Here is a 22291-nt window from a genome sequence, read left to right as displayed (position 1 = left end):
CGCCGACTTTACATCGATTCGAAAGTAATACGGCTGCCGCGCCCTCCGGGTTCCGCGGGCGTTACGTGCAGCTTGCGCGGCAATCGCGCCTGCAGCTCGGGAACATGGCTGATGACGCCTACGGATAGAAGACTATGCTGCAGCCTCTCCAAAGAAGTGATTACCGTGTCCAGCAGCTCGGGATCCAGCGTGCCGAACCCTTCGTCCAGGAAAAAGAATTGCAGAGGGTACTTGCCTCGAAGCTGGATTTGGACCGACAAGGCAAGCGCCAGAGCGAGCGACGTCAAGAATGTCTCCCCGCCGGAAAGCGACGAAACCGGACGTTTCAAGCCGCCGTTCGCGTCATCGCGGATGACAAAGCCTCCGCCTGCATCCACTTCGAGCGCATATCGTCTGCTTGTAAGAAAGCCAAGCCTTTCGGAAGCGGCGACGCAAACCTGCTCAAGCTGCTCCTCGGCGATGTATTCGACGAAGGCATTGCCCCGAAATGCCGATTGAAGCTGTGCAATGCGCGATGCGTCGGCAGCAAACCGAACCCTGCTGGATTCCAACTGCTCCCATCTGTCGCGGCGGGCTTTCAAATCGTCGGAGTCGCGCTCCGATTTCGCTGCCGAGGCTAGAGCAATATCCGTCTCCGTGCGAAGCGAGTCGACACTTGCGGCGCTCGCTTCCCAAATATTCTGCGGAACGGGATCTCCTGCCGCGTTTTCTTTCATAAGGCGGTATTGTCCCGCCAATTGGGCTTCATGCTGCTTGTAATCGTCAAGCTCCCGTTTCATGAACGGCGCTTCCGGTATCGCCGGAATAAGACGTTTCGCATCTGCCGCCGAATCGAATCGGCCTGACAGGCTTTCCATCAGCCGAACAGCCGCACGCTCTTGTCGGCTGACCGCCGTCGCTTCGCGATCGGCTGCGACGGCGGCCAAGGCTGCCGCATCGCGACTGCGCTTCTCCGAAGCTTCCGCTTGCGTTTTCGCTTCCGCCGCCGTTCGGCGCAGACTTTCCAGCTCTTGGCGAGCAAGTATTTGCAACTGCCCGGCAGACTGTCCGCCTGTCCACTCGCGAAGACGCTCCGAGACCGATAGCCGCGAAGCTTCGACGTTCTGAAGGCGGGCGTTCAGCTCGGCTTGCCTGATGGCCATTTCCGTCGAGCGCCGTTCCAGCTCCTTAAGCTTGGCCTCCTGCTCCTCGATAAAGCCGACACTGGTCGCCAGACGCTCCCGAAGCTCCTTTGTCTCCGCTTCGGAACGGGCTGCCGCAGCGGCCTCATCTTCGACCGATTCCAGACGAAGGTCGGGAAATTCGGCGGACCAAGCCGTCAGGAAGGCATTCGCCTCTTCGCTCCGTCGGTTCGATTTCGTCTCGGCGATTGCCGCCGCTTGCAAGGCTCCGGCATGCGCTTCCGCCGCCTGAGCCCGCTCTCTGTTCGCGCCGGACCAATCGGACTCCCACATCGACGTACGATCGGCGTTCTCGATAAGCTGCGAATCGAATCGGCTCCATTCTCTCCAAACGATATCGAACCCGGCGGAGTCGGCCTTCTCTAAACCGACCGCCGCTTCGGAGAGCGCCTGACTGAACGACGGGTCGTCGTAGCGCTCTGCCAGCCGTATGAACGAGCTCTCATCTTCCCGCCCGAGCTCGATGTCTTCTTTTGGCGATGCGGATGCCGATACCGATGCTCTTATCGCCTCGGATACTCTCGCAAGATGCCATTCCGATTTCGTTCGCCATCCGTCCGTCTCCCTCTTCAACTGGGCGAGCCGGGCGGACCGGGCGGACAGCTCCGCTCTCATCGCCTCCCAATCAACGGAAAGCTCCTTAGAAGAATCGTGAACCGCGACGCCGGAATGATCGGAGGAGCCGCAAACCGGGCATGGCTGTCCGTCCACGAGCCGTTCCGTCAGAAGACGGGCCAAATGACGGCGCTCATGGTCCCGTTCCTCCGCCCGCTGTCTCTCTTCTTCGTTTTGAAGCTCCGTCGCCCATCGATGAATCCGCTGTTGAACGGCCGCGAGCTCCTCGTCGGCTTTCTTCCACCAGTAACGAAGCTGAGCCCCTTCCGCTGCGGCCGCCAGAACGAACTCGTCCGCACGACGCAGCCTATCCGCTGCGCGAAGCTCCTGCTCCTTCGCGGTTGCCGTTTCAACGCCCGACTCGCGCGCTTCCCGCATCAAAGCGTCGAGTCGCTCCTTGCGGGAGCTTGCCGTTTGCAGGCGGCTGCTCGCTTCCGCAAGCGGTGCCGTTCGATCGAGCTGCTCCTTGATGGCGGATTGCTTCGTTCTCGCCCTAGCTAGCTTATCCGAGGACACGGCAGCGCTTGCGTCCGCGGACCGCTTATCGGCTGCCGCTTCTTCCAAGCTTGAAGCAAGCTCCGTCGATTGCCGCGCCCAGTCGGCGAGCTCGCCTTCAAGCCGGATGGCCTGCTCCAATCTCTCCAGCTTCACGAGAAGCTCCGGCTCGGTTCGCTCGGCTTCCGCCGCTCGGGCCAGCCAGTCGGCAGCCGCTTCCGCCGCTTCCGCCGCTCGCCTAGCAAGCTCGGCTTCGGCTTCGGCCTTCGCGATGCGGCCGGCGGCCAACTCTTGATCCGCATCTTCGACATCGGACAGGAACGGAGCTACCGCCTGCGCCTGCTCCAACAAATGAAGGCGTCGTTCCTTCTCCTTCATTTCATCCGAGCGCAGCCGGTGTGCGGCAAGCTCCCGCTCGATTCGTTCGAGCTGCGTATGCAGCTCCCGCCTGCGGGTCAGCTCCGTATGCGCCGCTTCAGCCGCCGCGAGCCGAAGCTTTAACAGATTGGCCGCCTCCCGGGCCGCGGCAAGTCTCGTCTCCGCTTCCGCCAACGCTTCCGGAGACGCGTCGCCCAATCCCAGCTGCTCCGCTTCCGTCTCCTTCAGCGACAGCTTGACGGCATCGGCGCGACGGCTAAGTCTGCCCGACAACACATCGCCGTAACGCTCCAGCCGAAAAAGCCGCTGCAGCATTTGCCTCCTGTCCTTGCCCGCAAGAGTAAGGAATTCGGCGAATTTGCCTTGCGGAAGAACGACCGCCCGGGTGAAATCCGGCATGCCGAGCCCGATAAGCCGCTCGATCTCGGCATCGACGTCGCTTTGCTTGTCGGCGAGCACGATATCGCCTTCGAGCTTCACCTGCACGAGCCGGCAAATCGCTCCGTGAACCGATACGTCCCCCGCGCGCTTATATTGCCGTTCGACCCGGTAACGCATCGTCTCCTTCGAATCGGACAGCTCGAAAGTGAACGCGACGGTCAGCTTATTTTCCGCGCCGTTCATAATGCCTTGCGTCCCTTTGGCCGCGCGTTCCACTTTGCCGTACAAGGCAAGCGTCATAGCGTCCAGAATGGACGATTTTCCGCTCCCCGTCGGACCGAATATGCCGAATATGCCGCCCTCGCACAGCTTGTCGAAATCGACGTACTGCTTTTCGCGGTAGCTCTGAAGCCCCGAAAGTTCCAGCCCTATCGGCTTCATCGCGTCTCCTCCTTGCCGGCGTAAGCCTCGGCCGCTTCGGAATCCGGCGACTCGTCGTCATCGCGCAGCAGCTCCAAAAACAGAGCTACGAGCGCATCGTCCGCTTCCGCGCCGTTGTTCTGCCGCTTGAAAAAACGGCGGAACAGCTCCTCCGGAGGAACCGAGCCTCGGCGCCGATCTCCGTCCGCCGCTTCCGCGCCTCCCAGCCCCTGGTAGACGGGACGAATTTGCACGAGTCCTTCCCGCGAAGAGCGAAGCTGGCCGATCTGCTCCATCGTCAGCGCTTCGGTCAAGCTAAGCTCAAGCTCGATCCATGCGCGGGGATCGCGGCCTTCGTCAAGCCAGCGATACACTTCGGCGAGCCCTCCGGCCGCTTGCCAGCGAACGAGCGGTCGTCCGGAGGAAAGATAAATTTCTCGCGGCAGGACGGCTTGGCGGGAACGGCGTCGAACACGACGACCGATTTCGCTTGGCCCGCCTCGGAAAAGCTGTAAGCAAGCGGAGACCCGCTGTACCGCATCGTCTCGTCTCCGTCGACCCGCTGCGGACGATGAAGATGGCCGAGAGCCGTATATTGCTGACCGACCCGCAGCGCCGAAGGATGGACGGTGTACGCCCCTCCGACCTGGATCGGCCGTTCCGATTCGGTCTCGCTTCCGCCCAGCACGTATATGTGGCTCATCGCCAAATTAACGGTGTCCGGCCGGAAAGCCGAAGCCAGCGAAGCCATCAATCGGCCGACCCGGTCGGTATAAGCGGCCCGCAGCCCTTCCTCGTCTATGGAGGCGTGAAGCAGTTCGTTAAGTCTCGCTTCGGATGGATAGGGAAGCGCGGCTATGACCGCCGTTTCTCCCGTTCCCGAAACGCGGACCGACAACGCCCTCTCCTGCGGAAAACCGACCATGGATACCCCCTGGCGCGCAGCGAGCGGAGTAGCGGCGGACACCCGGTCGGGGTGATCGTGATTGCCGGCGATGACGGATACGGCGCGGCGTCCGTTGTCCGACAGCTTCGCGAGCGCCTCGTAGTAGAGGCTTTCTGCCGCCGCGGGCGGATTGACGGAATCGTAAACGTCTCCGGCGATCAACACAAGATCGATCGCCTCATCCTTCACGATGGCCGCAAGCTCCTCGACGAACGCCGCCTGCTCAGGCATCCGGCTTCTTCCTTCCAGCGTACGTCCGAAGTGCCAATCCGCCGTATGCAAAATGCGCAAGTTCCTTCTCCCCTTTTTCCCCGTTTCCCTTCCTACCAAAGCCGAACCGCTTGTCCCCCGTCGAAGAAATAGACGTAAGCTTCCTTGACCGGTTGTCCCAAAATCCGGCCGGCCGCTTCCCCGTAACGCTCCACTTGGAAGCGATGCTTTTCCGCCGCCTGCGACGCCGTCGTTCCTTCCAGAAAGTCCGTCTTGTAGTCGACCAGAACGAGCCCGTCGCCTTCCGCAAACAGGCAGTCGACGACCCCTTGTATAATGACGGTCTCGTCAGCGCTTCCGCCGAAAGAGCCCGGATGTATATCCTCCGCGCGAAGGCCGTATGTAAAAGGAACCTCTCTCCATACCCGCTCCGCGGCGCATAAGCGTCTGTATAACGATGTATCGCAAAAAGCGGCCACTTCTCCCGGATCGACCGCTTTTCTCTGATCGGGAGACAGAATCCGTTTCTCGGTCAGCGAATCGAGCAAGATGACGACGTCCGTCTTGCCTGTGCCTTCAGCGAGCGGCAAATGCTGCATAACCAAGTGAAACGCCGTTCCCCTTTCGGCGGCGGTAAGCCGTTTTGCGGACAGAAATTTCGGTCGTCTCATCCGAAAAGAAAGCGGGACGGCGTCGTCTGCCAAGTGGTCGCCCGCCAAGAACGGGGGCTCTTCCGTCCACCCTTCGGAAGCCGCCCTGTCTCTCCAAGTTCCGAACGAGTCCTCCGACTCCGCTTCTTCGACGGCAATCGCTTCGGTCAAGTATGCACGTTTTTCCTTCATCGCCGTAATGGACGTTTTGGCCGCGACCGCAGACGCTTCTTCATGGGGGTAACGCCACGAAAGAAGACGGCGAACGCGATCGTCGTCTGCCGACAGCGCGGTTGGCACAGACTCGCCGTTCACAAGCGCGTTCCACATAGCTGCGCGGCTCGCTTCGGAATCTGCACCGGCCGCCAAGGCAGCAGCGGCGTCCGCGGCCTGTCGCGTGAATAAGGTCGAAGGCACAATTCGGCAATTCCACCCGGAAGCAGATGAGCCGGTCTCTGCCGCTGTCGCGCCGCCCGTTGCGGACGAGCGTATAGCTGCGCCACCTCCCGACAGAACGGCCGCCGGGCCAAGCCAATCCAAATAACGGGACGCGGAGGCGACCGCATAATCGGGAAGACCGGCGTTCGCCATCGAAGCCGTCTCCTCCCACTTCCGCCATTCCTTGGCCGCATCCTTGCTCGTGCCGATCAAATACAGCTTTTCTTTCGGACGAGTTAAAGCGACGTAGAGAACGCGCATTTCCTCGGCCAGCATTTCGCCGGCGAGCTTTCGCCTAATTGCCAGCTGCGGCAAAGTCGGGTAAGTGACACGAGTATCCGTCTCGACCATTCGCGGGCCGAAGCCGAGCGTCTTATGCTTCAGGAACATTCCGCTGAGATCCTTGCGGTTGAATTTCCGCCCGAGCCCCGCCGCGAACACGACGGGAAATTCAAGCCCTTTGCTCTTGTGGATGGAGACGATTCGAACGACGTTCTCGCTCTCGCCGATAGCGCGCGCCGCGCCCAAATCGGACCCGGTGTCGCGCATTCTCCCGAGAAAACGAAGAAATCGGAACAAGCCCCGAAAACGAGAGGATCGCTCATAATCCCGCGCTCTATCGACCAATGCGCGCAAATTCGCTTGCCGCTGGACGCCGCCCGGCATGCCGCCGACAAAATCGTAATAGCCCGTCTCGCGATAAAGCATTTCCAGCAGCTCGCCCAACGGTTCCTTTCTCGCAAAGCTTCTCCAGCTTTCGAGAGCGAGGACGAAAGCGGACGTCTTGGCGTCCAGCTCCGAGAACTCCGCGCTTCCGACCGTCGCAACGGCCGTCGCCGCGTCCCAGAACGAGCCTTTCCGGTTGCGCAGGCGAACCTGCGCCAGCTCCTCCGCCGATAATCCGACGATGGGCGAGCGCAGCACTCCCGCAAGCGGGATATCCTGACGCGGATTGTCGATAATGGCTAGCAGCGACAGCATGACGTCGACTTCCGTCGCAGCGAAATAACCCGTCGCCAAATCCGCATACGCGGGAATGCCTGCGGCCTTCAGCTCCTCCAGAAAGGCTGGGGCCAGCGATGTTGCCGCCCGCAGCAGGATGACGATGTCTCGGTATTGAACGGGGCGATGCAGCTTCGCCTTGCCGTCATAGACGGCGAACGGAAGCTTCTTGTCCCCGGTTCCGTCGTCCGCGCCCATCAAATTGCGAATTTCCGCAGCGATGCAGCGAGCCTCAAGCTGCGCCGTCTCCGCATCCTCTTCCTCCTGGGCGCTTAGGCCGGAGGACGGATCATCCCCCTGCTCCTCCGTACCGGCTCCCTCGGAAGCTTCCGAGAATTCCCCTGCATCCGGCTTCGCACCTGCCGCGTCGATCAGAATCATTTCCAGACCGTAACTGCCTGCGGGATCGCCTTCCCCCGCATCCGGATAACCGTTCCCGTACACGAGCTCAGCGCGCCGGTCGTACGTCATTTCGCCAACCGGCTCCCTCATAATAAGCCGAAAAACGTGGTTGACCGCTTCGACGATTTCCCTGCGGCTTCGGAAATTTCGCGCGAGATCGATGCGGAGTCCTTCGTCCGCCGGACTGTCGGTTTCCGGCGTCCAAATATCGTATGTCCGATATTTGGCTAGAAACAGTCCGGGCTCTGCGAGCCGGAACCGGTAGATACTCTGCTTCACGTCGCCGACCATGAAGACGTTGCCCGGATTCGAACGAGCAATTAACGATACGATCGCTTCCTGCACCTCGTTCGTATCCTGGTACTCGTCCAAGTAAATATCGGAATACCTATCGCGGTAATCCGCCGCTGCAACGGAAGGCGCGCTCCGCTTGGCCGTCGAGGAAGGTTCTCTTAAAATGCGCAGCGCGTAATGCTCCAAATCTCCGAAATCGAGCAGTCCTTTTTCCCGCTTCGCCAGCTCGTAGCGCTGCCCGAAGCTGATCGCAAGCTCGGCGAGCGCCGACATGTCGGGAGCGATCGCGCGCAGCTCCTCCGCATATTTTTCCGGAGAACGAACGAGCCACTCCTCCGACAGCTTCGCGATCGTCTTTTTGACGGTGTCCCGGTAAGCTTTCGTACGTTCCTGCAACTCGGGATCGTAATCGTCCCCCTTGCAAGGCTTAAGCCGCCCGAACGAGCACGCCGCGATCGCGTCCCGCCAGTCCGACCACGAATCCCGGTTCATGGCTTCAACGATCGTCTCGACGGCGATTCTATCGTCTCTTAAAGCGTCGGCGTAAGGAGCGGGGCCACCCGGTTCCATCGTCAGCCGCAAGCCGGCATCCAGCAAATGCAGCGCTCCGCGCAACGTCAACAGAGCATCCGCCCTCAAGCTGGAAACCCACAGCGATTCGATCAGCTGCGAAGCGTCGTCCACGTTGAACCGGCCGGCCATCTGGCGCAGCCAATGCTCCGGCCAAGGATGGCTTCCCGCAAATTCGTGGAGTTCCAGGACGAGCCGGTGCAGCGGTTCGTCGGTGCGCTCTCCGCCGAAGCGGTCGGCCAATCTGGACAGCTCTCCCTTGAACTCGCCCTTGTCCGCTCCTTCGTCCGCTCCGGCTTCCTCCTCTTGGCTGTACAGCTCCTCGAACAGCTCGTCCAGCGTATCCATTCGAAGCAGCTCCGCCTCCGTGTCGTTCGCGATCCGAAAGCCCGGGTCGAGTCCGATAACCGGCGAATAGCGTTCCACGACTTCCATGCAAAAGGAGTGGAGCGTCGTTATCGTCGCGCGAGGCAAAAGAGCCAATTGCCGCTGCAAATGGCCCGAATCGGGGTTGCGCTCAAGCGCCTCCTCTAGCGCGTGGCGGATTCTTTCTTTCATTTCGGCTGCGGCGGCTTTCGTGAAAGTTGCGACCAGCATGGAATCGACGTCCAAAGGGCGCTCCTCGTCCGCGATTCGGGAAATGATCCGCTCGACAAGCACCGCTGTCTTGCCGGAGCCTGCCGCGGCAGCTACGAGCAGATGGGAGCCGTCCGCCGCGATGGCCGCCCATTGCTCGTCCGTCCAGCGGCTGCCTTCCGGCTTGGCCGGCCATCGCTTTGCGATTGCGTCCGTCATACCGGCATCCCCCCTTCTCCCGCTTGATCTTCCAATCTGCGCCACAGCTCGTCCCGGTTGGCCGCTTTCGCCAGCGTCTTGAATTCGTTGCCTTCCAGCTCCAGGTCGAATTGACATACCGCCTTATACTCGCAGAACGTGCAGGGGCTTTTGCGTTCCATCCGGTATGGCTTGATGGATACGTCGCCTTCGACGATTCTTTTGCCGATGCCCCGGATTTGGCGGCGGACCGACTTGCGCAATATGTCCCATTGAGCGGGCTCCGCCACTTGCGACCGGGCGGAGAAGGAGCCGTCCTTCTTGAATTCGACCGGAACGACCGCCGACTTGGCGCCTCCTCCGTCGAGCGAATCGTCCATCAGCTTGACCGCCTCGCCGTCGGCAAGCAGCAGCCCTTGCATCCGGAATTCGCGAAACAGTCTGTCGTTCGCTTCCTCTTGGGACATACCGTTCGCGGTATGCAGAAGAGGATTGTGCACGTGAAAATAGAGGACGCCCGCCGGAGCGGCCGTCTGTCCGAGCCAATGCGGAGCATGGGTGACGACGACGTCGAGGTAAGTCAGCATTTGGAGCGACAAGCCGTACGATACCTCGTCGAGCTTTAGCTTCATGCCGCTCGATTTGTAATCCATTACGCGCAGCAGCAGCCCTTCCGGCGACTGCGCCGCGTCGACCCGGTCTATCCTTCCGGCGACGTCCATCCAGCGTCCGCCGCCCAGCTCGAGCGAAAGCGGCGGCAGCGCGCCCGTCGGTCCGAAATCAAGCTCCAGCCCGACAGGGCGGAAAGCGGCAAGCTCGGCGTGTCCGCCCAGAATGCCGGCCGCCTGGGCTACGATAGCACGAAGCTTACGGGCCATGACGGCATGACGGCTCGAGGACAACAAAATTTGCTGCTGCACCTTCGGCAGAAGCCGCTCGACGGAAGCCGCGGCTTCCAGGCGCAATTGCTCCATCGTCGGAGACGCGTTCGCGTCGGCGAACAGCCTCTCGGTCGTTTGGCGGAGCGCCGCGTGGAACAATTGCCCGATATCCGGCGCATCGACCCGATACAATTGGCGTTCTCTTAGCCGCAATCCGTTCGATGCAAAATGTCGGAACGGGCAAGAAACGAACCGTTCCATTCGCGACACGCTCGCAAGCAGCCGATCCCCGTACAGAAGTCTGCTCGTCTCCGGAGCAAGCGGCGGCTCCACGTTCGTGAAGTGCAAAGAACGCAGCAGTTGACCGATGCGATCTTTCCATTCACCGCGCTCCCGGAGCCATTCGTATACGGACCACCAGCCGGGCGCGATGGAATCCCCTTGCCGCCACCTTCGGAGCCGCGCGAGCAGATGCGTCATCGCCCTGCCCGGATGAACGGCGAACGAAAGCTGCGCGTCCTCGCCGTCTCCGTCCTGAGGCTCGGCCGCTTCCATGCGGATAGGCATGCCGGGGAACTTTCGCTGAATTCTTCCGATCCATTCGGACGGCAGCAAGCTCTTGCCATCGTTGTCGGCGATCGGATAGCCGATCCATAGGTGACGGGACGCGGCGGTGAGCGCCAAGTAGGCGAGAAACCTTTCGTCCAGCAATCGGCGTCTCGCTCCCGGCGCCATCTCCAAGCCGGATAAAGCGAGCGCGTCTCGCTCCTCTTCGGACAGCAAGCCGTTCTCGGCCATCCGCTTCGGCATTACTCCGTCGTTCACTCCAAGCAAGTAGACGACGGAAACGCGGTCCGATCGGGTCCTCTCCGGACTGCCGATCAGGACCCCGTCAAGCGAAGGCGGCACAGCCCCAAGCTTCAGCTCCTCCAAGCCGGAATCGACCATGCCGGCGAACAGCTTCAAATCCGGCTTCAAATCGCCGGTAAGCTCCACGAGCTGATCGAGCAAATTCATGACGCCGTCCCATATCGGACGGTGAGCCGCCGCTCTTCCCGGTTGCCCGGCTTCGGCATCCTCCCTGCTCCATCGCTCGAGCGAGTCGGCCGCGCCCGTTTCCTCCAGAAACGAGTAGAGTCCTTCGCATAGTGCGCGGACCGTCTTGGCGCTTTTCAACCGTTTCTCCAGCGCCCGCAAAGGTCCGACCAATGCGTCACGAACGCGCAGCAGCTCAGCCATCCTTGAATCCCCGGCCTCGCGGTCTTCCTCGATCTCCTGTTCGATATCTCCTGTAAAAAGCGGACGCCATACCCGGTCGTCGTTCCATCTCCAGCCGTCGATGCCCGCAGCTAACGCGTAATTTTCCAATTTGTCGATCTCGTCGCGCGAGAGGCCTGCGCCCTTCGCACCAAGCAAATCCGTCTTGGCGCAACGAAACACCGCTTCCGATTTCCAGCTTCCGGTCACGCATTCCAGCGCGGAACGGACAAACTCCGACAAAGGATGATGCGAAATTCCCGCTTTGCCGTCCAAATAATAGGGAATGCCGTAAGAATCGAAAACGCCGGCGAGCAAATCCGCATAGTCTTCCATCTGCCTGACGAAAACGGCCATATCCCGGTACCGGAAGCCTTCCTCGCGGACGCGGCGAAGCATGTCTCTGGCGGCCGCATCGGCTTCGGCTCTCCTGCCTGCCGCGGCATGAAGCGAGATGCCGCAATCGGGATGATCCGGATGAAGAACGGCCGTCTCTTCCGTCCAGCGAACCCGTGTCGTCCACTCCTTCTCAAGAAAAGCCAGCATCCGGCTTCTCGCAAACCGAGGAAAGATAACGGGATTCAAGTGAACCGAAGCATCGGTCGCGACTCCTGATTCCGCAGCCAGTTCGCAAAGCTTCGCCGAGGTTTCCGCCGTCGGATGAAAGGCGTTCATCTCGTCCGGGCGATCGCCCGCCAAGTAGGGACGATCGGCGCAAAGCGCGACAGTCACCCTCTTTGACCGGCGCAAAAGGCTTCGGATAACAGAATATTCGTTGGGCGTGAAGCCATGGAAGCCGTCCACCCATATTTCCGCTTCCGCCAGCCAGGCGGAAGCGAGCGCCCCGTCGGACAGCCGTCCGAGCATGTCTTCTCCGTCCAGCCACTTCCCGTCGAGCTCTCGCTCCGTCTCCGCGTACAGCAAAGACAAGTCATGGAGCTTATCCTTCAATAGCGATGACTCCGAGCGGGCATCCCGGGCGGCATGGGACAGCCCCGCGCCGTCGACGCCGTATCTTTTCAGCTCGGTGAACAGCTCGCCCATGCGGGCGATCAGGCCGGTCTCGTTCGAGCCGCCGCGAAAAAGCTTCAGCTCTTCTCTACGGTCCTCCAGAACTTTATGTAAAAGCATCGCTTTGCCGTTTTCATGAATCGGTACGACCGCGGAACCGCCCGTCTCCTGCATGATTCGGAAGGCGAGCCGACGAAAGCTGAGCACCTGCGCCCGCATGAATCCGCCAAGCCCGGGAGTATTCGCCATCGCGTATTCCGCCTGGAAGGTTGCCTGCTCGGGGACGAGCAGGACGAGAGGCGAGCCTTGCGGGTCTTCCGCAAGCTTGGCGCGAATTTCATCGAGAATAAACCTCGTTTTTCCGCTTCCGGAACGACCCGTAACGAGTCTAAGCGACATTATTCGTTCCCTCCCTGACGACCCTTTCTCTTTCGCCATTGTACCATAAGGGCGCAGCACACGCACAGACGTTCGCCGTCAGCCAAAAGCATCCAATATCCATTAGAATGCAAAAAACGGACCCTCGGGCCCGTTGACGTAAGTCCATTTGATCCTTATCCGATGTTCAGATACCATTTGCTTCCGTCATTCAAACGGAAGATAGCCGCATCCGACCATAGCTCGATGCTGTTTACCCGCTTCCAACGGCGCCGGAATTCCAAATCGTCCGCCAGCTCGTGCACCCGCTCGTTCAGCCGCTGTCTGCTTCCCTCTTTTTTTGCGCGATTGTCAAGCGGCACCGCTCTTTTTCCGAACATGATGATGTCATACACCATAACCGCTTCCCCCGTCCGTAACTTAAATTAGTCCAAGTGTAGCTTATCGATGTTAAGGAAGTTCGGGGGAACGCGTTGCATGGGCAATTTCATTTCCTAACATTTAGCTAACATTTCATTTAATCATGACCTGTCCATGTCCAACATAGGTTAACAAAGAGGGCAATTAAATCATGAAAATAGAGCGGCAAGGAGGGGGTTACGATGTGGGCAAGCCTTCTTTGGTTTTCCGTAGCCGGCTTCGCATTGCTGCTGCTTGGAATGAAGCTGACGGAATTCGCGCTGAAAAGCTGGGCGGGCAACCGGCTTTCCTCATGGATGTCTCGCGCAACCTCCACCCCATTTCGCGGCTTTCTGTTCGGAACGGCGGCATCGGCGCTTCTTCAGAGCAGCACAGCCGTTACCGTCCTGACGATCGGCTTCGTCAACGCGGGCTGGATGACTCTATCGCGCAGCTTTGGCATTCTGCTAGGGACGAACGTCGGCACGTGCCTGACAACGGAACTTATGAGCCTTCAGTTTCACCGCTTTGGAGGCCCGCTTGTCCTCCTTGCCATTGCCGCTTGGATGCTGACGGCGGTTGGGCACGAATTGCGAGTTTCCCGTTCCGATCGCGGCAAGCCCGCGGGCGGAATATTGTACATCCGATACGGTTCGGTCGCTGCGGCCGGGCTCGGTCTGCTATTCATCGGATTTGGCATCCTGCAGCGAATGGCTCCATTGCTTCGGGAAAACGGCTACTTCAACCTCCTGTTAAACCATGCGGAAAAAAACGCCATCTGGGGGTTGCTTGGAGGCGCGGCGCTTGCGGCAGCGATTCACTCCAGCGCCGCCGTCATAGGCATGGCGATGAGCCTGGCAGGCGCCGGTGCTTTGCCGCCCGAAGCCGGCATCGCCATCGTGCTGGGCGCCAATGTAGGCACGTGCTTCACCGGACTCGTAGCCTCCCTCGGCGGCGGGAGGGGCGGACGTTTCGTAGCTTTGTCACAGCTTGGGATCAACGGCGTCGGCGCGCTGCTCTTCCTCCCTCTCATCCCGCTCCTGCATTCCGCAGCCGCCGCCCTTGCTCCAAGCGACCTCTCGGCCCAGATCGCCCATGCCCAAACACTTTTCAACGTCGTCTCTTCGGTTGCCGCCCTCCCGATCGCTTATCTGTTCGGGCGTTCTGTATTAGCCGAGCCCGCTTCTCCCCGCACATAGAAAAAGACATGTCCTTCCGTCCTCTCAGGAACGGAATAGACATGCCGTGAGCCGCGCGAAAGCAGCTTGATGATTTCTTTATCTTTTATAACTCCCGCTTCGTCCTCACTTCGAAAATACCGAATTTAAGGTAATGCCCTTCCTCGACTCCAGCGAGCTGAGGATGGTCTTTTCCCGCGCCGTTCCATTCGACCCTGCGCAATATTTTTCCGGCATCGACGGCGGCTTCCTGGATCGTTTCGAGAAACAGCTCCGGTCTAACGTGATAGGAGCAGCTCGCCGTGACGAGATATCCTCCCTCATTCAGAAGCTTCATCGCCTGCAAATTAATATCCTTATACCCTCTGCACGCGCTTGGCACCGCTCGTTTCGTCTTGGCGAAAGCCGGAGGATCCAGAATAATAACGTCCCATGTCCGTCCATCCCCGGTCAACGGCTTGGACGTGTCCGTTTTCTGCCCGGCGCCGCGAGCGGTTCGCTCCTCCCGGCCCGCCACCTGGCGGCGCAAATATTCGAAAGCGTCCGCCACTTCGAATTCGACCCGATCTCCGAATCCATTGCTGTCAACGTTGCGCTTCGCCGTACCGACCGCATGCTGCGAAATATCGAGACAGGTCACCTTTTTCGCTCCGTATTTGCAAGCATGAAGCGTGAAGCTGCCCGTGTGAGCAAAGCATTCCAGCACAGTCGCCCCGTCCCAATAAGGATAGGTAACGACATTTCCGCTTTTGTTGACCGGTACCGACTGCAGTTGGCCGTCATCGGCTGCCCGCTCCTGCAGCAAAATGCCGCTTCTTGCACCCCATCCCTTCATTAACGGCGCGATGGAGGCGCGGTTTTCACGCTGATCGAAAAAGTAGCCCGTTTTTTGCCCTCCCTCGATGTCGACTTCGATTTTAAGTCCGTTTTCCTCGATCTCCGTATAGCGCGGACAATCCCCGTACAAAACGCCCGTTCTCTCCTCAAGCCCTTCGAGCGCGCGGACGCCCACGTCGCTTCGTTCGTAAATGCCTTTTGGGGAAAAAACGTCAATTAGCGCGGGCAGCCAGGCGTCCCTTGCTTTTTCCATGCCCAAGGAAAGCACCTGCACGACCAGAATATCGGAAAATCGGTCGACAACCAGTCCCGGCAAAAAATCGGCTTCTCCATAAACGAGCCTGCACGAAAGATGGTCGCTGACGAAACGCGCCCGATGAGCCGCGCAACGCTCGAACCTTTCCCGAAAAAAGACTCCGTTCATTTCTTCCAGCGGGCTATAGGCGACGACGCGAACCGTAATTTGCGAGACCGGATTCGCATAACCTGTTGCCAAAAACTTTCCTTTATGGTCGACGACCTGAACGAGTCCTCCCTCGGGCGGCTCGCCCTCCCATTTCTCGATTTCGTTCGCATAAATCCAGGGATGCCCCTGCTCCAAGCGGGGCCGCCGGGAACGGCTTAACACCGCGCGGGCTTGATTCGCCATGCGTTTGATCACGCCTTTCGGATAATTACAACATATCTGATTATAACCCGAGTACGCTCAAGTCCGCCAACTCTTGCAGCTTTCTACCGCGTTTCAATATCCCATCGGCTCAGGTAAATTTGTATGCCCGCCGTTCGATGCGCCGAAACTCCCTCTCTCTCATGGCCTCGCTTTTTCCACTTATAACGATATCCCGTCCGCTCAGAAAAGGCTTATTTTCATATTTGACCCTCGCTTCTGGAAATTTTTTTCTAATAAATCGATATCATTTTTAATATTGAAATACGAACATACGTTTGGTAAAATGTACATAGCGGTATAAGATATCATGTGTGCGAAGAGGTGGCTGAATTCGATGTGCGTGTCCTCGGAGGATATTTCTTTTGATAGAGTCCGTGAGCTATTTAACGACGAGCAGGAGTGCGTGAAGCTGCTTTTCGCCTCCAAATGGCCGGACGGCTTTCGTTGCCCCAGCTGCGCCCATCGCTTCGCTTATGTCATTACTACAAGAAGAATGCCCCTTTACGAGTGCAAAGCTTGCCGCACGCAGACCTCTCTTCAAAAGGGCACTATATTAGAGGGAAGCCGCACGCCTCTTCGCGTCTGGTTTCAAGCTATTTTTCTTCTTTCGAGACCGGATAGCGTCAATGCCGTTCAGCTTTCCAACGTTATCGGCGTCACTTACAAAACAGGATGGCTTATGTATCACAAAATTCGTTTCGCTATGAGCGACGTTGAATCCAGAGAACGGCTAAGCGGAATTGTTCGTATTACGGACGCCGTGTACGGGCAAAGATTCAGCGGCTCTCGCGATTGGGATGCGCACGAGCAGCCCTTATTCATCGGCTCTTCGGAGTCGGAGACTGGTAAAATTACTCGCATAATCATTAAGAAGCAACCCGAGAAGCTTCCCGAAAGCCGATTTTCCCGACCATCGCCGGCTCCATTCCTTGACAGGTATGTCGACCCTGAATTCGAGCACCAAGCGATCGTTTCCTATCGTTTCGATCGACAAAAGCGTAATTACATACTTCTAGACATTGCAAGTAAAGTCGAACATTGGCTGGCTGATACGTTTAACGGGATCGGTCCCAAGCACTTGGACGCTTATCTTGATCAGTTTTGCTACATGTGGAACCGACAAGATCAACCTTTATTCCTGGAGCTTATTCGTATTTGCGCCATTACACCGACAATTACATATCCGCTACTAACCCGTTCCTCGTCCGGGCGCTCATCTCGAAGCTCTCGTCCTTCCACTCTTCGTTCCGCTAGAGCCAGCTAGCTTTTTGGCATATCTCCATCGCTATCGCTCTCACTCTATTTGATGTGGTCTACTTAATTGAAAAGCGTTTATTACTGTTCTAATATCAAAACTATCGAGTTCACGGGGTTTGCGGGGTTTGCGGGGTTTGCGGGGTTTGCGGGGTTTGCGGGGGTTGGGCGCGATCCTGAGCGAAGGGGATATCGTACTAAGGAGGAAAAGGGGGGAGGTTTTTTCACGCACCCTCATGAACGAAAAAACCGAATGTCCCACCGACATACGGTTTTTCCGATAATAACCCTATGCATCGGTTGAACTTTCTAACCGATTGACGATCTCGACACCGGAGCTGGAGCCGATTCTTTGTGCGCCAGCCGAAAGAAGCGCTTGGGCCGATGCGAGGTTGCGAATGCCGCCCGAGGCTTTAATTCCCATCATAGGGGAAACCGCAGCCCGCATTAACCGAATGTCGGCAACCGTAGCGCCGCCCCGACCGAATCCGGTAGACGTCTGGACGAAGTCCGCGCCTGCCGCCTCGGCGATTCGACAGCCCTCTGCCTTTTGCCCGTCGGTCAAGGATGCCGTTTCCAAAATAACTTTGATCAAAGCTCCGCCTTGCACGGCTTGAACGACCGCGCCAATATCGCGTTCTACGGCTTCGTGCTCGCCATCAATCAATTTGCCGATCGATATAACCATGCTGATCTCCGACGCTCCATCCTCCAACGCCGCAGCTGCTTCGAACGCCTTGGAACGAGTAGCTACCGCGCCAAGAGGAAACCCGACGACAGCGGACACTTTCACAGGCGAACCGCTCAGCTTTTCCCTCGTTAATCGGACCCATCCGCTGCTGACGCAAACGCTATGGAAGCCATACTCCTTCGCTTCCGCGCAAATAACCGCAATATCTCTTGCATTCGCCTCAGGACGAAGGAATGTGTAATCGATAAACGCCGCCGTGCGGGTTCCCGGAACCCAAATCGGAAACCGATATTCCAGGATCGAGGGATCGTCGTTCGGGCAATTTTCGATCTCCGTCTCTCTTGCGTCGGATGGGGTTATCCGCTTTGCTGTATTAACTGCTTCGGGCATTCGGCTCCACCTCGGTCCCTAGCTTGCGCAATCCACTGCGGACAATTTCATCATTATTGTCGTATCCGGATAAAAGCTGCAGACGCCATGCCTCCTCCGGGGAATACCAACCGACGCCGGTTATTTCCTCAACTTGGGCTTGGAGACGGCCTTCGGTAGCTTCGACGAGGAAATAATGCACTTCTTTATGTATCGTGCCCCGCCCTTTCGCTTCGTATTGATAGGCAATGACGGACAACGTATCTACGATGGCTCCTACGATCCCCGTCTCTTCCTCGATCTCGCGAAGAGCCGTTTGCTCGATCGTCTCACCCGGCTCCATTTTTCCTTTGGCAAGCGTCATCTTGCCGAATCGGTCTTGTATCAATTGGATTTCGATTGCCCCGTTCTCTTTTCGATAAACGACTCCGCCTGCCGATATTTCCTTCATCTTCAGTTCCTCTCTCCTGTTCGAATTAGCCAAACTCGACCCCACGAAACATGAAGCAGAAAAAGATTTCACCCGCATGCGGGTGAAATCTTCGATTCAGCGTATTAAGCGTTTGAGGCCAGCAACCGTGCCGGACTTAGCACTTCCAGCAGCTCCCCTGTACATTCGTTCACTCCGGAATCCGTAACGCGCACTCGGCACAGCTCTCCGATCAGCGCAGAATCCCCCTTGAAAACGACATGCAAATAATTGTCGGTATGTCCGGACAGTACGCCCTTGCCTTCCTCGCCCTTCGCTTCGCGTTCGGGGATGACATCAAGCACTTTGCCTACCCATGTCGCACCGTATTCGGCTTGCATCCGTTCGGACAAATCGATAAGCTTATGAACCCGCTCGTGCTTCAATTCCTCGTCCACTTGCTCGTCCATCCGGGCAGCAGGGGTTCCTGTTCTTTTCGAATAAGGGAAAACGTGCATCTCGGAAAATCCGATTTGCTCCATGAACCGATACCCGTTCTCGAACTGCTCATCCGTCTCGCCGGGAAAACCGACGATAACGTCGGTCGTAATCGCGACGCCCGGCATTGCTGCCTTGATGCGGTCGATTTTTTCCGCGAATTCGGCGGTCGTATATTTGCGTCGCATACGCTTGAGGATAGCGTCGTCTCCCGCTTGCAGCGGAATGTGCAAATGACGGCACATTTTCGGCGACTTTTTCAGCACGCGTATCATGTCGTCATCGATCTGGCTGGCTTCGATAGAACTAATGCGAATACGCTCCAGCCCTTCGATCCGGTCAAGATCCTCAAGCAGATTCGCCAGACGATAATTTTCCAGATCGTCTCCGTACCCGCCCGTATGAATGCCGGTTAGCACGATTTCCTTGTAGCCGGAGGCGACGAGCGCGCGAGCCTGGTTCAAGACGCTTTCCGGCTTGCGGCTCCGCGAAAGGCCGCGCGACCAAGGGATAATGCAGAACGTGCAAAAATTGTTGCAGCCTTCCTGGATCTTAAGAAACGCGCGAGTCCGCTCCGTAAAATCCGGTACGTCGAGCTCTTCAAACTCGCGGGTTTTCATAATGTTGCGGACGGCGTTAACCGGCTCGCGGTTTTGTTGCACGCCGTTAATATGCGTCATCAGATTTTCGCGATCCTGCGTTCCGATAACGAGGTCGACGCCTGGAATCGCCATAATTTCAGCCGGCGATGTCTGAGCGTAACAACCGGTTACGGCCACGACCGCTTCCGGATTGCGTCGAACCGCACGGCGAATGATTTGCCTGCTTTTTTTATCGCCGGTATTCGTAACCGTGCAAGTGTTGATAACATACACGTCGGCCGTTGTCGTTTCGAAATCGACTTGCTCATAGCCTTCGTTTTTGAACAGCTGCCACATCGCTTCCGTATCGTAGAAGTTTACTTTGCAGCCCAATGTATAAAATGCCACGCTAGGCATCGGCACTAACCTCCCAACTCTCCTGCTTCATAAGCGAGACACGCCAGAGCGAATAAAGCCGCCGTTTCCGTTCGAAGTATTCGACGTCCAAGGCCAACGGTCCGGGCTCCCGCCGCAGCCGCTTCCTCCGCTTCCTCTGGGGCGAATCCGCCTTCCGGTCCTATAACCACCAGAATGCTTGGATCGCTTTTGCCGGACAATTCCGACCGGAAGCTTCCCAGCACCTCGCGCAGTCCGGCTCCTCGGCGTCCTTCTTCCTCATAGCATAACAATACCAGGTCGTAGCCGCTCAATTGCTTAATGAGCTGTTTCCACGAGCATACCGGATGAATCTCCGGCACGACGCTTCGATGGCTCTGCTCGGCGGCTTCCTTAGCGATCTTCCGCCATCGGTCGATCCGCTTCGCTTCCTTACGCTCATCGTATTGAACGACCGTTCGCTTGGATACGAACGGCAGGAACGCGGCGGCTCCCGCTTCCGTTCCTTTCTGAATGACCGTCTCCAGCTTGTCCCCTTTGGGCAAGCTTTGCGCGACGGTAATCCGCCACCCCATCTCTGAGGTTACAGGCAGCGTCTCTTCGATTGCCGCTTCAACCGCCTGTTTGTCGACGGATACGATAACGGCCAAAACATCCCGTCCGCTGCCGTCGCACGCAATGAAGCGATCCCCAGCCTTCGAGCGCATTACTTGCGCCAAATGACGGGCGTCGTCGCCTTCGAGCGTAACCGTATTGTCGGTTATCTGCTCCGGCGAAACAAAATACCGTTGCATATCGGCAAGCCTCCCGCTTTACTCCACCCATCATCATACATCGAACCGCATCGTTACGCTACCGTCATCTGCATTTTTATCAGCAGGTTAATAAAGGATTCGTTGACTGAAGAGCCGAACAACGTTCCAAGCAAATCGAGCATTCCTCTGAAAATCGGATCCCTAAGCTCGAACAAAGGTCCGATTGTCGCGGCGCGCAGCGGAGGAACAAAGACGAGAAGCAGAAAAATAAAGAAGCTCCACTGCTCGAATCTTTGCAATTGCAGCCTTATGCGCAGAGGCGCGAACTCCTCGACGATTCGATACCCGTCCAACGGAGGCAATGGAATAAGGTTAAAAATAAATAGCACGAAATTGATTTGCAGCCAATATTTCAAAAAGGTCCATAACGTCGCCAGCGCAGCGTCGGAAGAATCGTTCATGACGCCAGCCGCAACCAAAGCGTAAAAAACAAACAAGACGATGAAGGCGAGAAGCAAATTGCTGAATGGTCCCGCTGCCGTTACGAGAATGCTCATCAGACGCGGACGCTTGAACCGGCTGCGGCGAACCGGTACGGGCTTCGCCCAGCCGAAGCCGGCAACGACAAGAAAGATCAAACCGATCCAGTCGATATGGGCCATCGGGTTCAGGGTCACGCGCCCCGCTTCATATGCCGTAGAATCGCCAAATTTGTAGGCAGTCCAAGCATGCGCGAATTCATGAACCGTGAACGCGACGAGCATCGCAAGCACGATAAAAGGCAAATCCTCTAGCGGAAACCAGAAAAAGTTCATCCTTCTTCATCGTCCCCTTTCGGTTTTCCGGCTACGAACGCAACCCAGTCGTCCTGACGGACCTTATCAACGATTTCGAACCCGGCCGCCAGCAGTCCGGCTTCCACGTCCTGTTCTTTGTTCTTATAAATGCCCGATGCAATATATATGCCGCCGGGCTTCAATACTTCCATTACGTCCGCAATGAATAGCAAAATGATCTCTGCAAGAATGTTAGCCACGACGAGGTCGACGGGCGGCTTCACGCCGTTCGGGCGATCGATGCCCGAATCCCGAAGGATGCCGAGCAGATCGCTGAGTTTCACTTCAACGTCGTCCTGCAAGCCGTTCAGCTTGATGTTCTCCGTCGCGCTGGATACCGCCACCGGATCGAGATCGAGCGCGAGCACGCGCTTGGCTCCTAGCCTCATCGCTCCGATCGCCAATATGCCCGAGCCGGTTCCGACGTCGATAACTTCTTCGCCGCCGGAAATGGCTCCCTCCAGCGTCTTCAGGCAAAGCACCGTCGTCGGATGGGTTCCCGTTCCGAAAGCCATGCCCGGGTCAAGCTCGATAATGACTTCCTCCGGACGGGCTTCATACTCTTCCCAAGTCGGTTTAATCGTAAGCTTTTCCGTAACCTGGATCGGCTTGAAATATTTTTTCCACGAGTCCGCCCAATCCTCGTCGTCCACCTCGCCGGCAGCGATCGTGAATTCTCCCGCGTCGTAGCCGAATTCGGGCAGCCCCTCGAGCAATGCCGTCAGTTGCTTCACGACCGATTCTACGTCCGTCTCGTCGGCAAAATAACTGCGAATTTCAGCATACCCCGCGCGGATATTATTCAAGGGCTTGTCGTACCATTGACCGAGCGACGTGTCCCGCGGCTTGTCCTCCGTCCAGGATTCCTCGATGGATACGCCTGCCGCGCCCAGCTCGTACAAATAATGAGAAACCATCTCTTGCGACGGTTCAGTTGCCAATATCGTTAATTCATGCCAGCGCAACGGTCGTTCCTCCTCCATGTAAACCGGCGCGCGCCATCGTATGGCCGCCCGGTTTCATCGGCCTTTCGGCCATTCGTCAGCCTCCATTATACACGTTCTTTTTTGCCTGACGCAAAAAAAAGAAGGAGCCATCCGCTCTTGGACAGCTCCTTCCTGACGCCGAGATATTT

The 22291-nt window shown here is 57.8% G+C and carries 13 protein-coding genes and 1 pseudogene; 2 read left to right on the top strand and 12 right to left on the bottom strand.

The window, feature by feature from the left end:
- Positions 1-8: 8 nt before the first annotated feature.
- The 5 genes and pseudogenes from D3H35_RS06135 to D3H35_RS06115 all read right to left on the bottom strand — a co-directional run bounded on the left by D3H35_RS06135 (position 9) and on the right by D3H35_RS06115 (position 12681).
- The gene (locus tag D3H35_RS06135) at positions 9-3491 is read right to left on the bottom strand and encodes an AAA family ATPase (RefSeq protein ID WP_119148240.1); all 3483 of its coding nucleotides are present in this window, start codon (positions 3489-3491) and stop codon (positions 9-11) included.
- Positions 3488-4707 (bottom strand): annotated as a pseudogene (locus D3H35_RS06130) (exonuclease SbcCD subunit D). The gene D3H35_RS06135 and the pseudogene D3H35_RS06130 overlap by 4 nt, the downstream one beginning before the upstream one ends.
- A 32-nt stretch (positions 4708-4739) precedes the next feature.
- Positions 4740-8777, bottom strand: a complete 4038-nt coding sequence (gene addA, locus D3H35_RS06125) for a helicase-exonuclease AddAB subunit AddA (protein ID WP_119148239.1) — start codon at positions 8775-8777, stop codon at positions 4740-4742.
- Positions 8774-12304: a helicase-exonuclease AddAB subunit AddB gene (addB, locus tag D3H35_RS06120; RefSeq protein ID WP_119148238.1), complete on the bottom strand. Its 3531-nt coding sequence runs from the start codon at positions 12302-12304 to the stop codon at positions 8774-8776. The genes addA and addB overlap by 4 nt, the downstream gene beginning before the upstream one ends.
- A gap of 155 nt (positions 12305-12459) precedes the next feature.
- Entirely contained in the window at positions 12460-12681 is a 222-nt protein-coding gene (locus tag D3H35_RS06115; protein ID WP_119148237.1) for a hypothetical protein, read from the bottom strand.
- A 204-nt stretch (positions 12682-12885) separates the two neighbouring features.
- Between D3H35_RS06115 and D3H35_RS06110 the strand changes: the two genes are divergently transcribed.
- The gene (locus tag D3H35_RS06110) at positions 12886-13881 is read left to right on the top strand and encodes a Na/Pi cotransporter family protein (RefSeq protein WP_119148236.1); all 996 of its coding nucleotides are present in this window, start codon (positions 12886-12888) and stop codon (positions 13879-13881) included.
- Between the two features lie 85 nt (positions 13882-13966).
- Here D3H35_RS06110 and D3H35_RS06105 read toward each other — a convergent pair whose 3' ends face one another.
- Complete coding sequence (locus tag D3H35_RS06105; RefSeq protein WP_119148235.1) at positions 13967-15346, bottom strand: class I SAM-dependent rRNA methyltransferase; 1380 nt, start codon at positions 15344-15346, stop codon at positions 13967-13969.
- A gap of 355 nt (positions 15347-15701) precedes the next feature.
- Here D3H35_RS06105 and D3H35_RS06100 point away from each other — a divergent pair, with 355 nt between their 5' ends.
- Positions 15702-16631, top strand: a complete 930-nt coding sequence (locus D3H35_RS06100) for a transposase (RefSeq protein WP_119148234.1) — start codon at positions 15702-15704, stop codon at positions 16629-16631.
- A 279-nt stretch (positions 16632-16910) separates the two neighbouring features.
- Here the strand turns inward: D3H35_RS06100 and deoC are convergent, their stop codons facing one another.
- From deoC to prmA, 6 genes are all read right to left on the bottom strand, one after another.
- Positions 16911-17702 (bottom strand): deoxyribose-phosphate aldolase, encoded by a 792-nt coding sequence (deoC, locus tag D3H35_RS06095; protein WP_119148233.1) that lies wholly within the window; start codon positions 17700-17702, stop codon positions 16911-16913.
- On the bottom strand, positions 17686-18132 hold the full coding sequence (locus D3H35_RS06090) for an NUDIX hydrolase (protein ID WP_119148232.1): 447 nt from the start codon (positions 18130-18132) through the stop codon (positions 17686-17688). The genes deoC and D3H35_RS06090 overlap by 17 nt, the downstream gene beginning before the upstream one ends.
- 104 nt (positions 18133-18236) lie before the next feature.
- Positions 18237-19586 carry a tRNA (N(6)-L-threonylcarbamoyladenosine(37)-C(2))-methylthiotransferase MtaB gene (gene mtaB / locus D3H35_RS06085; RefSeq protein ID WP_119148231.1) on the bottom strand — a complete coding sequence of 450 codons (1350 nt, stop codon included), beginning with the start codon at positions 19584-19586 and terminating at the stop codon, positions 18237-18239.
- Positions 19587-19591: 5 nt separating this feature from the next.
- Complete coding sequence (locus tag D3H35_RS06080; protein WP_119148230.1) at positions 19592-20359, bottom strand: 16S rRNA (uracil(1498)-N(3))-methyltransferase; 768 nt, start codon at positions 20357-20359, stop codon at positions 19592-19594.
- 53 nt (positions 20360-20412) lie between these two features.
- Entirely contained in the window at positions 20413-21135 is a 723-nt protein-coding gene (locus D3H35_RS06075; protein WP_119148229.1) for a site-2 protease family protein, read from the bottom strand.
- Positions 21132-22121 (bottom strand): 50S ribosomal protein L11 methyltransferase, encoded by a 990-nt coding sequence (prmA, locus tag D3H35_RS06070; protein WP_119148228.1) that lies wholly within the window; start codon positions 22119-22121, stop codon positions 21132-21134. The genes D3H35_RS06075 and prmA overlap by 4 nt, the downstream gene beginning before the upstream one ends.
- Positions 22122-22291: the final 170 nt, after the last annotated feature.

Origin of the sequence: Cohnella faecalis, from assembly GCF_003570905.1 — a bacterium.
Taxonomy (GTDB): Bacteria; Bacillota; Bacilli; order Paenibacillales; family Paenibacillaceae; genus Cohnella; species Cohnella faecalis.
Note: the sequence above shows the minus strand (reverse complement) of the source record. Positions and strands in the feature narration are given on the sequence as shown.

Coding starts and splice junctions, on each gene's coding strand:
- D3H35_RS06135 (WP_119148240.1), bottom strand. CDS start 3,491: ATGAAGCCGATAGGGCTGGAACTTTCGGGGCTTCAGAGCTACCGCGAA.
- addA (WP_119148239.1), bottom strand. CDS start 8,777: ATGACGGACGCAATCGCAAAGCGATGGCCGGCCAAGCCGGAAGGCAGC.
- addB (WP_119148238.1), bottom strand. CDS start 12,304: ATGTCGCTTAGACTCGTTACGGGTCGTTCCGGAAGCGGAAAAACGAGG.
- D3H35_RS06115 (WP_119148237.1), bottom strand. CDS start 12,681: ATGGTGTATGACATCATCATGTTCGGAAAAAGAGCGGTGCCGCTTGAC.
- D3H35_RS06110 (WP_119148236.1), top strand. CDS start 12,886: ATGTGGGCAAGCCTTCTTTGGTTTTCCGTAGCCGGCTTCGCATTGCTG.
- D3H35_RS06105 (WP_119148235.1), bottom strand. CDS start 15,346: ATGGCGAATCAAGCCCGCGCGGTGTTAAGCCGTTCCCGGCGGCCCCGC.
- D3H35_RS06100 (WP_119148234.1), top strand. CDS start 15,702: ATGTGCGTGTCCTCGGAGGATATTTCTTTTGATAGAGTCCGTGAGCTA.
- deoC (WP_119148233.1), bottom strand. CDS start 17,702: ATGCCCGAAGCAGTTAATACAGCAAAGCGGATAACCCCATCCGACGCA.
- D3H35_RS06090 (WP_119148232.1), bottom strand. CDS start 18,132: ATGAAGGAAATATCGGCAGGCGGAGTCGTTTATCGAAAAGAGAACGGG.
- mtaB (WP_119148231.1), bottom strand. CDS start 19,586: ATGCCTAGCGTGGCATTTTATACATTGGGCTGCAAAGTAAACTTCTAC.
- D3H35_RS06080 (WP_119148230.1), bottom strand. CDS start 20,359: ATGCAACGGTATTTTGTTTCGCCGGAGCAGATAACCGACAATACGGTT.
- D3H35_RS06075 (WP_119148229.1), bottom strand. CDS start 21,135: ATGAACTTTTTCTGGTTTCCGCTAGAGGATTTGCCTTTTATCGTGCTT.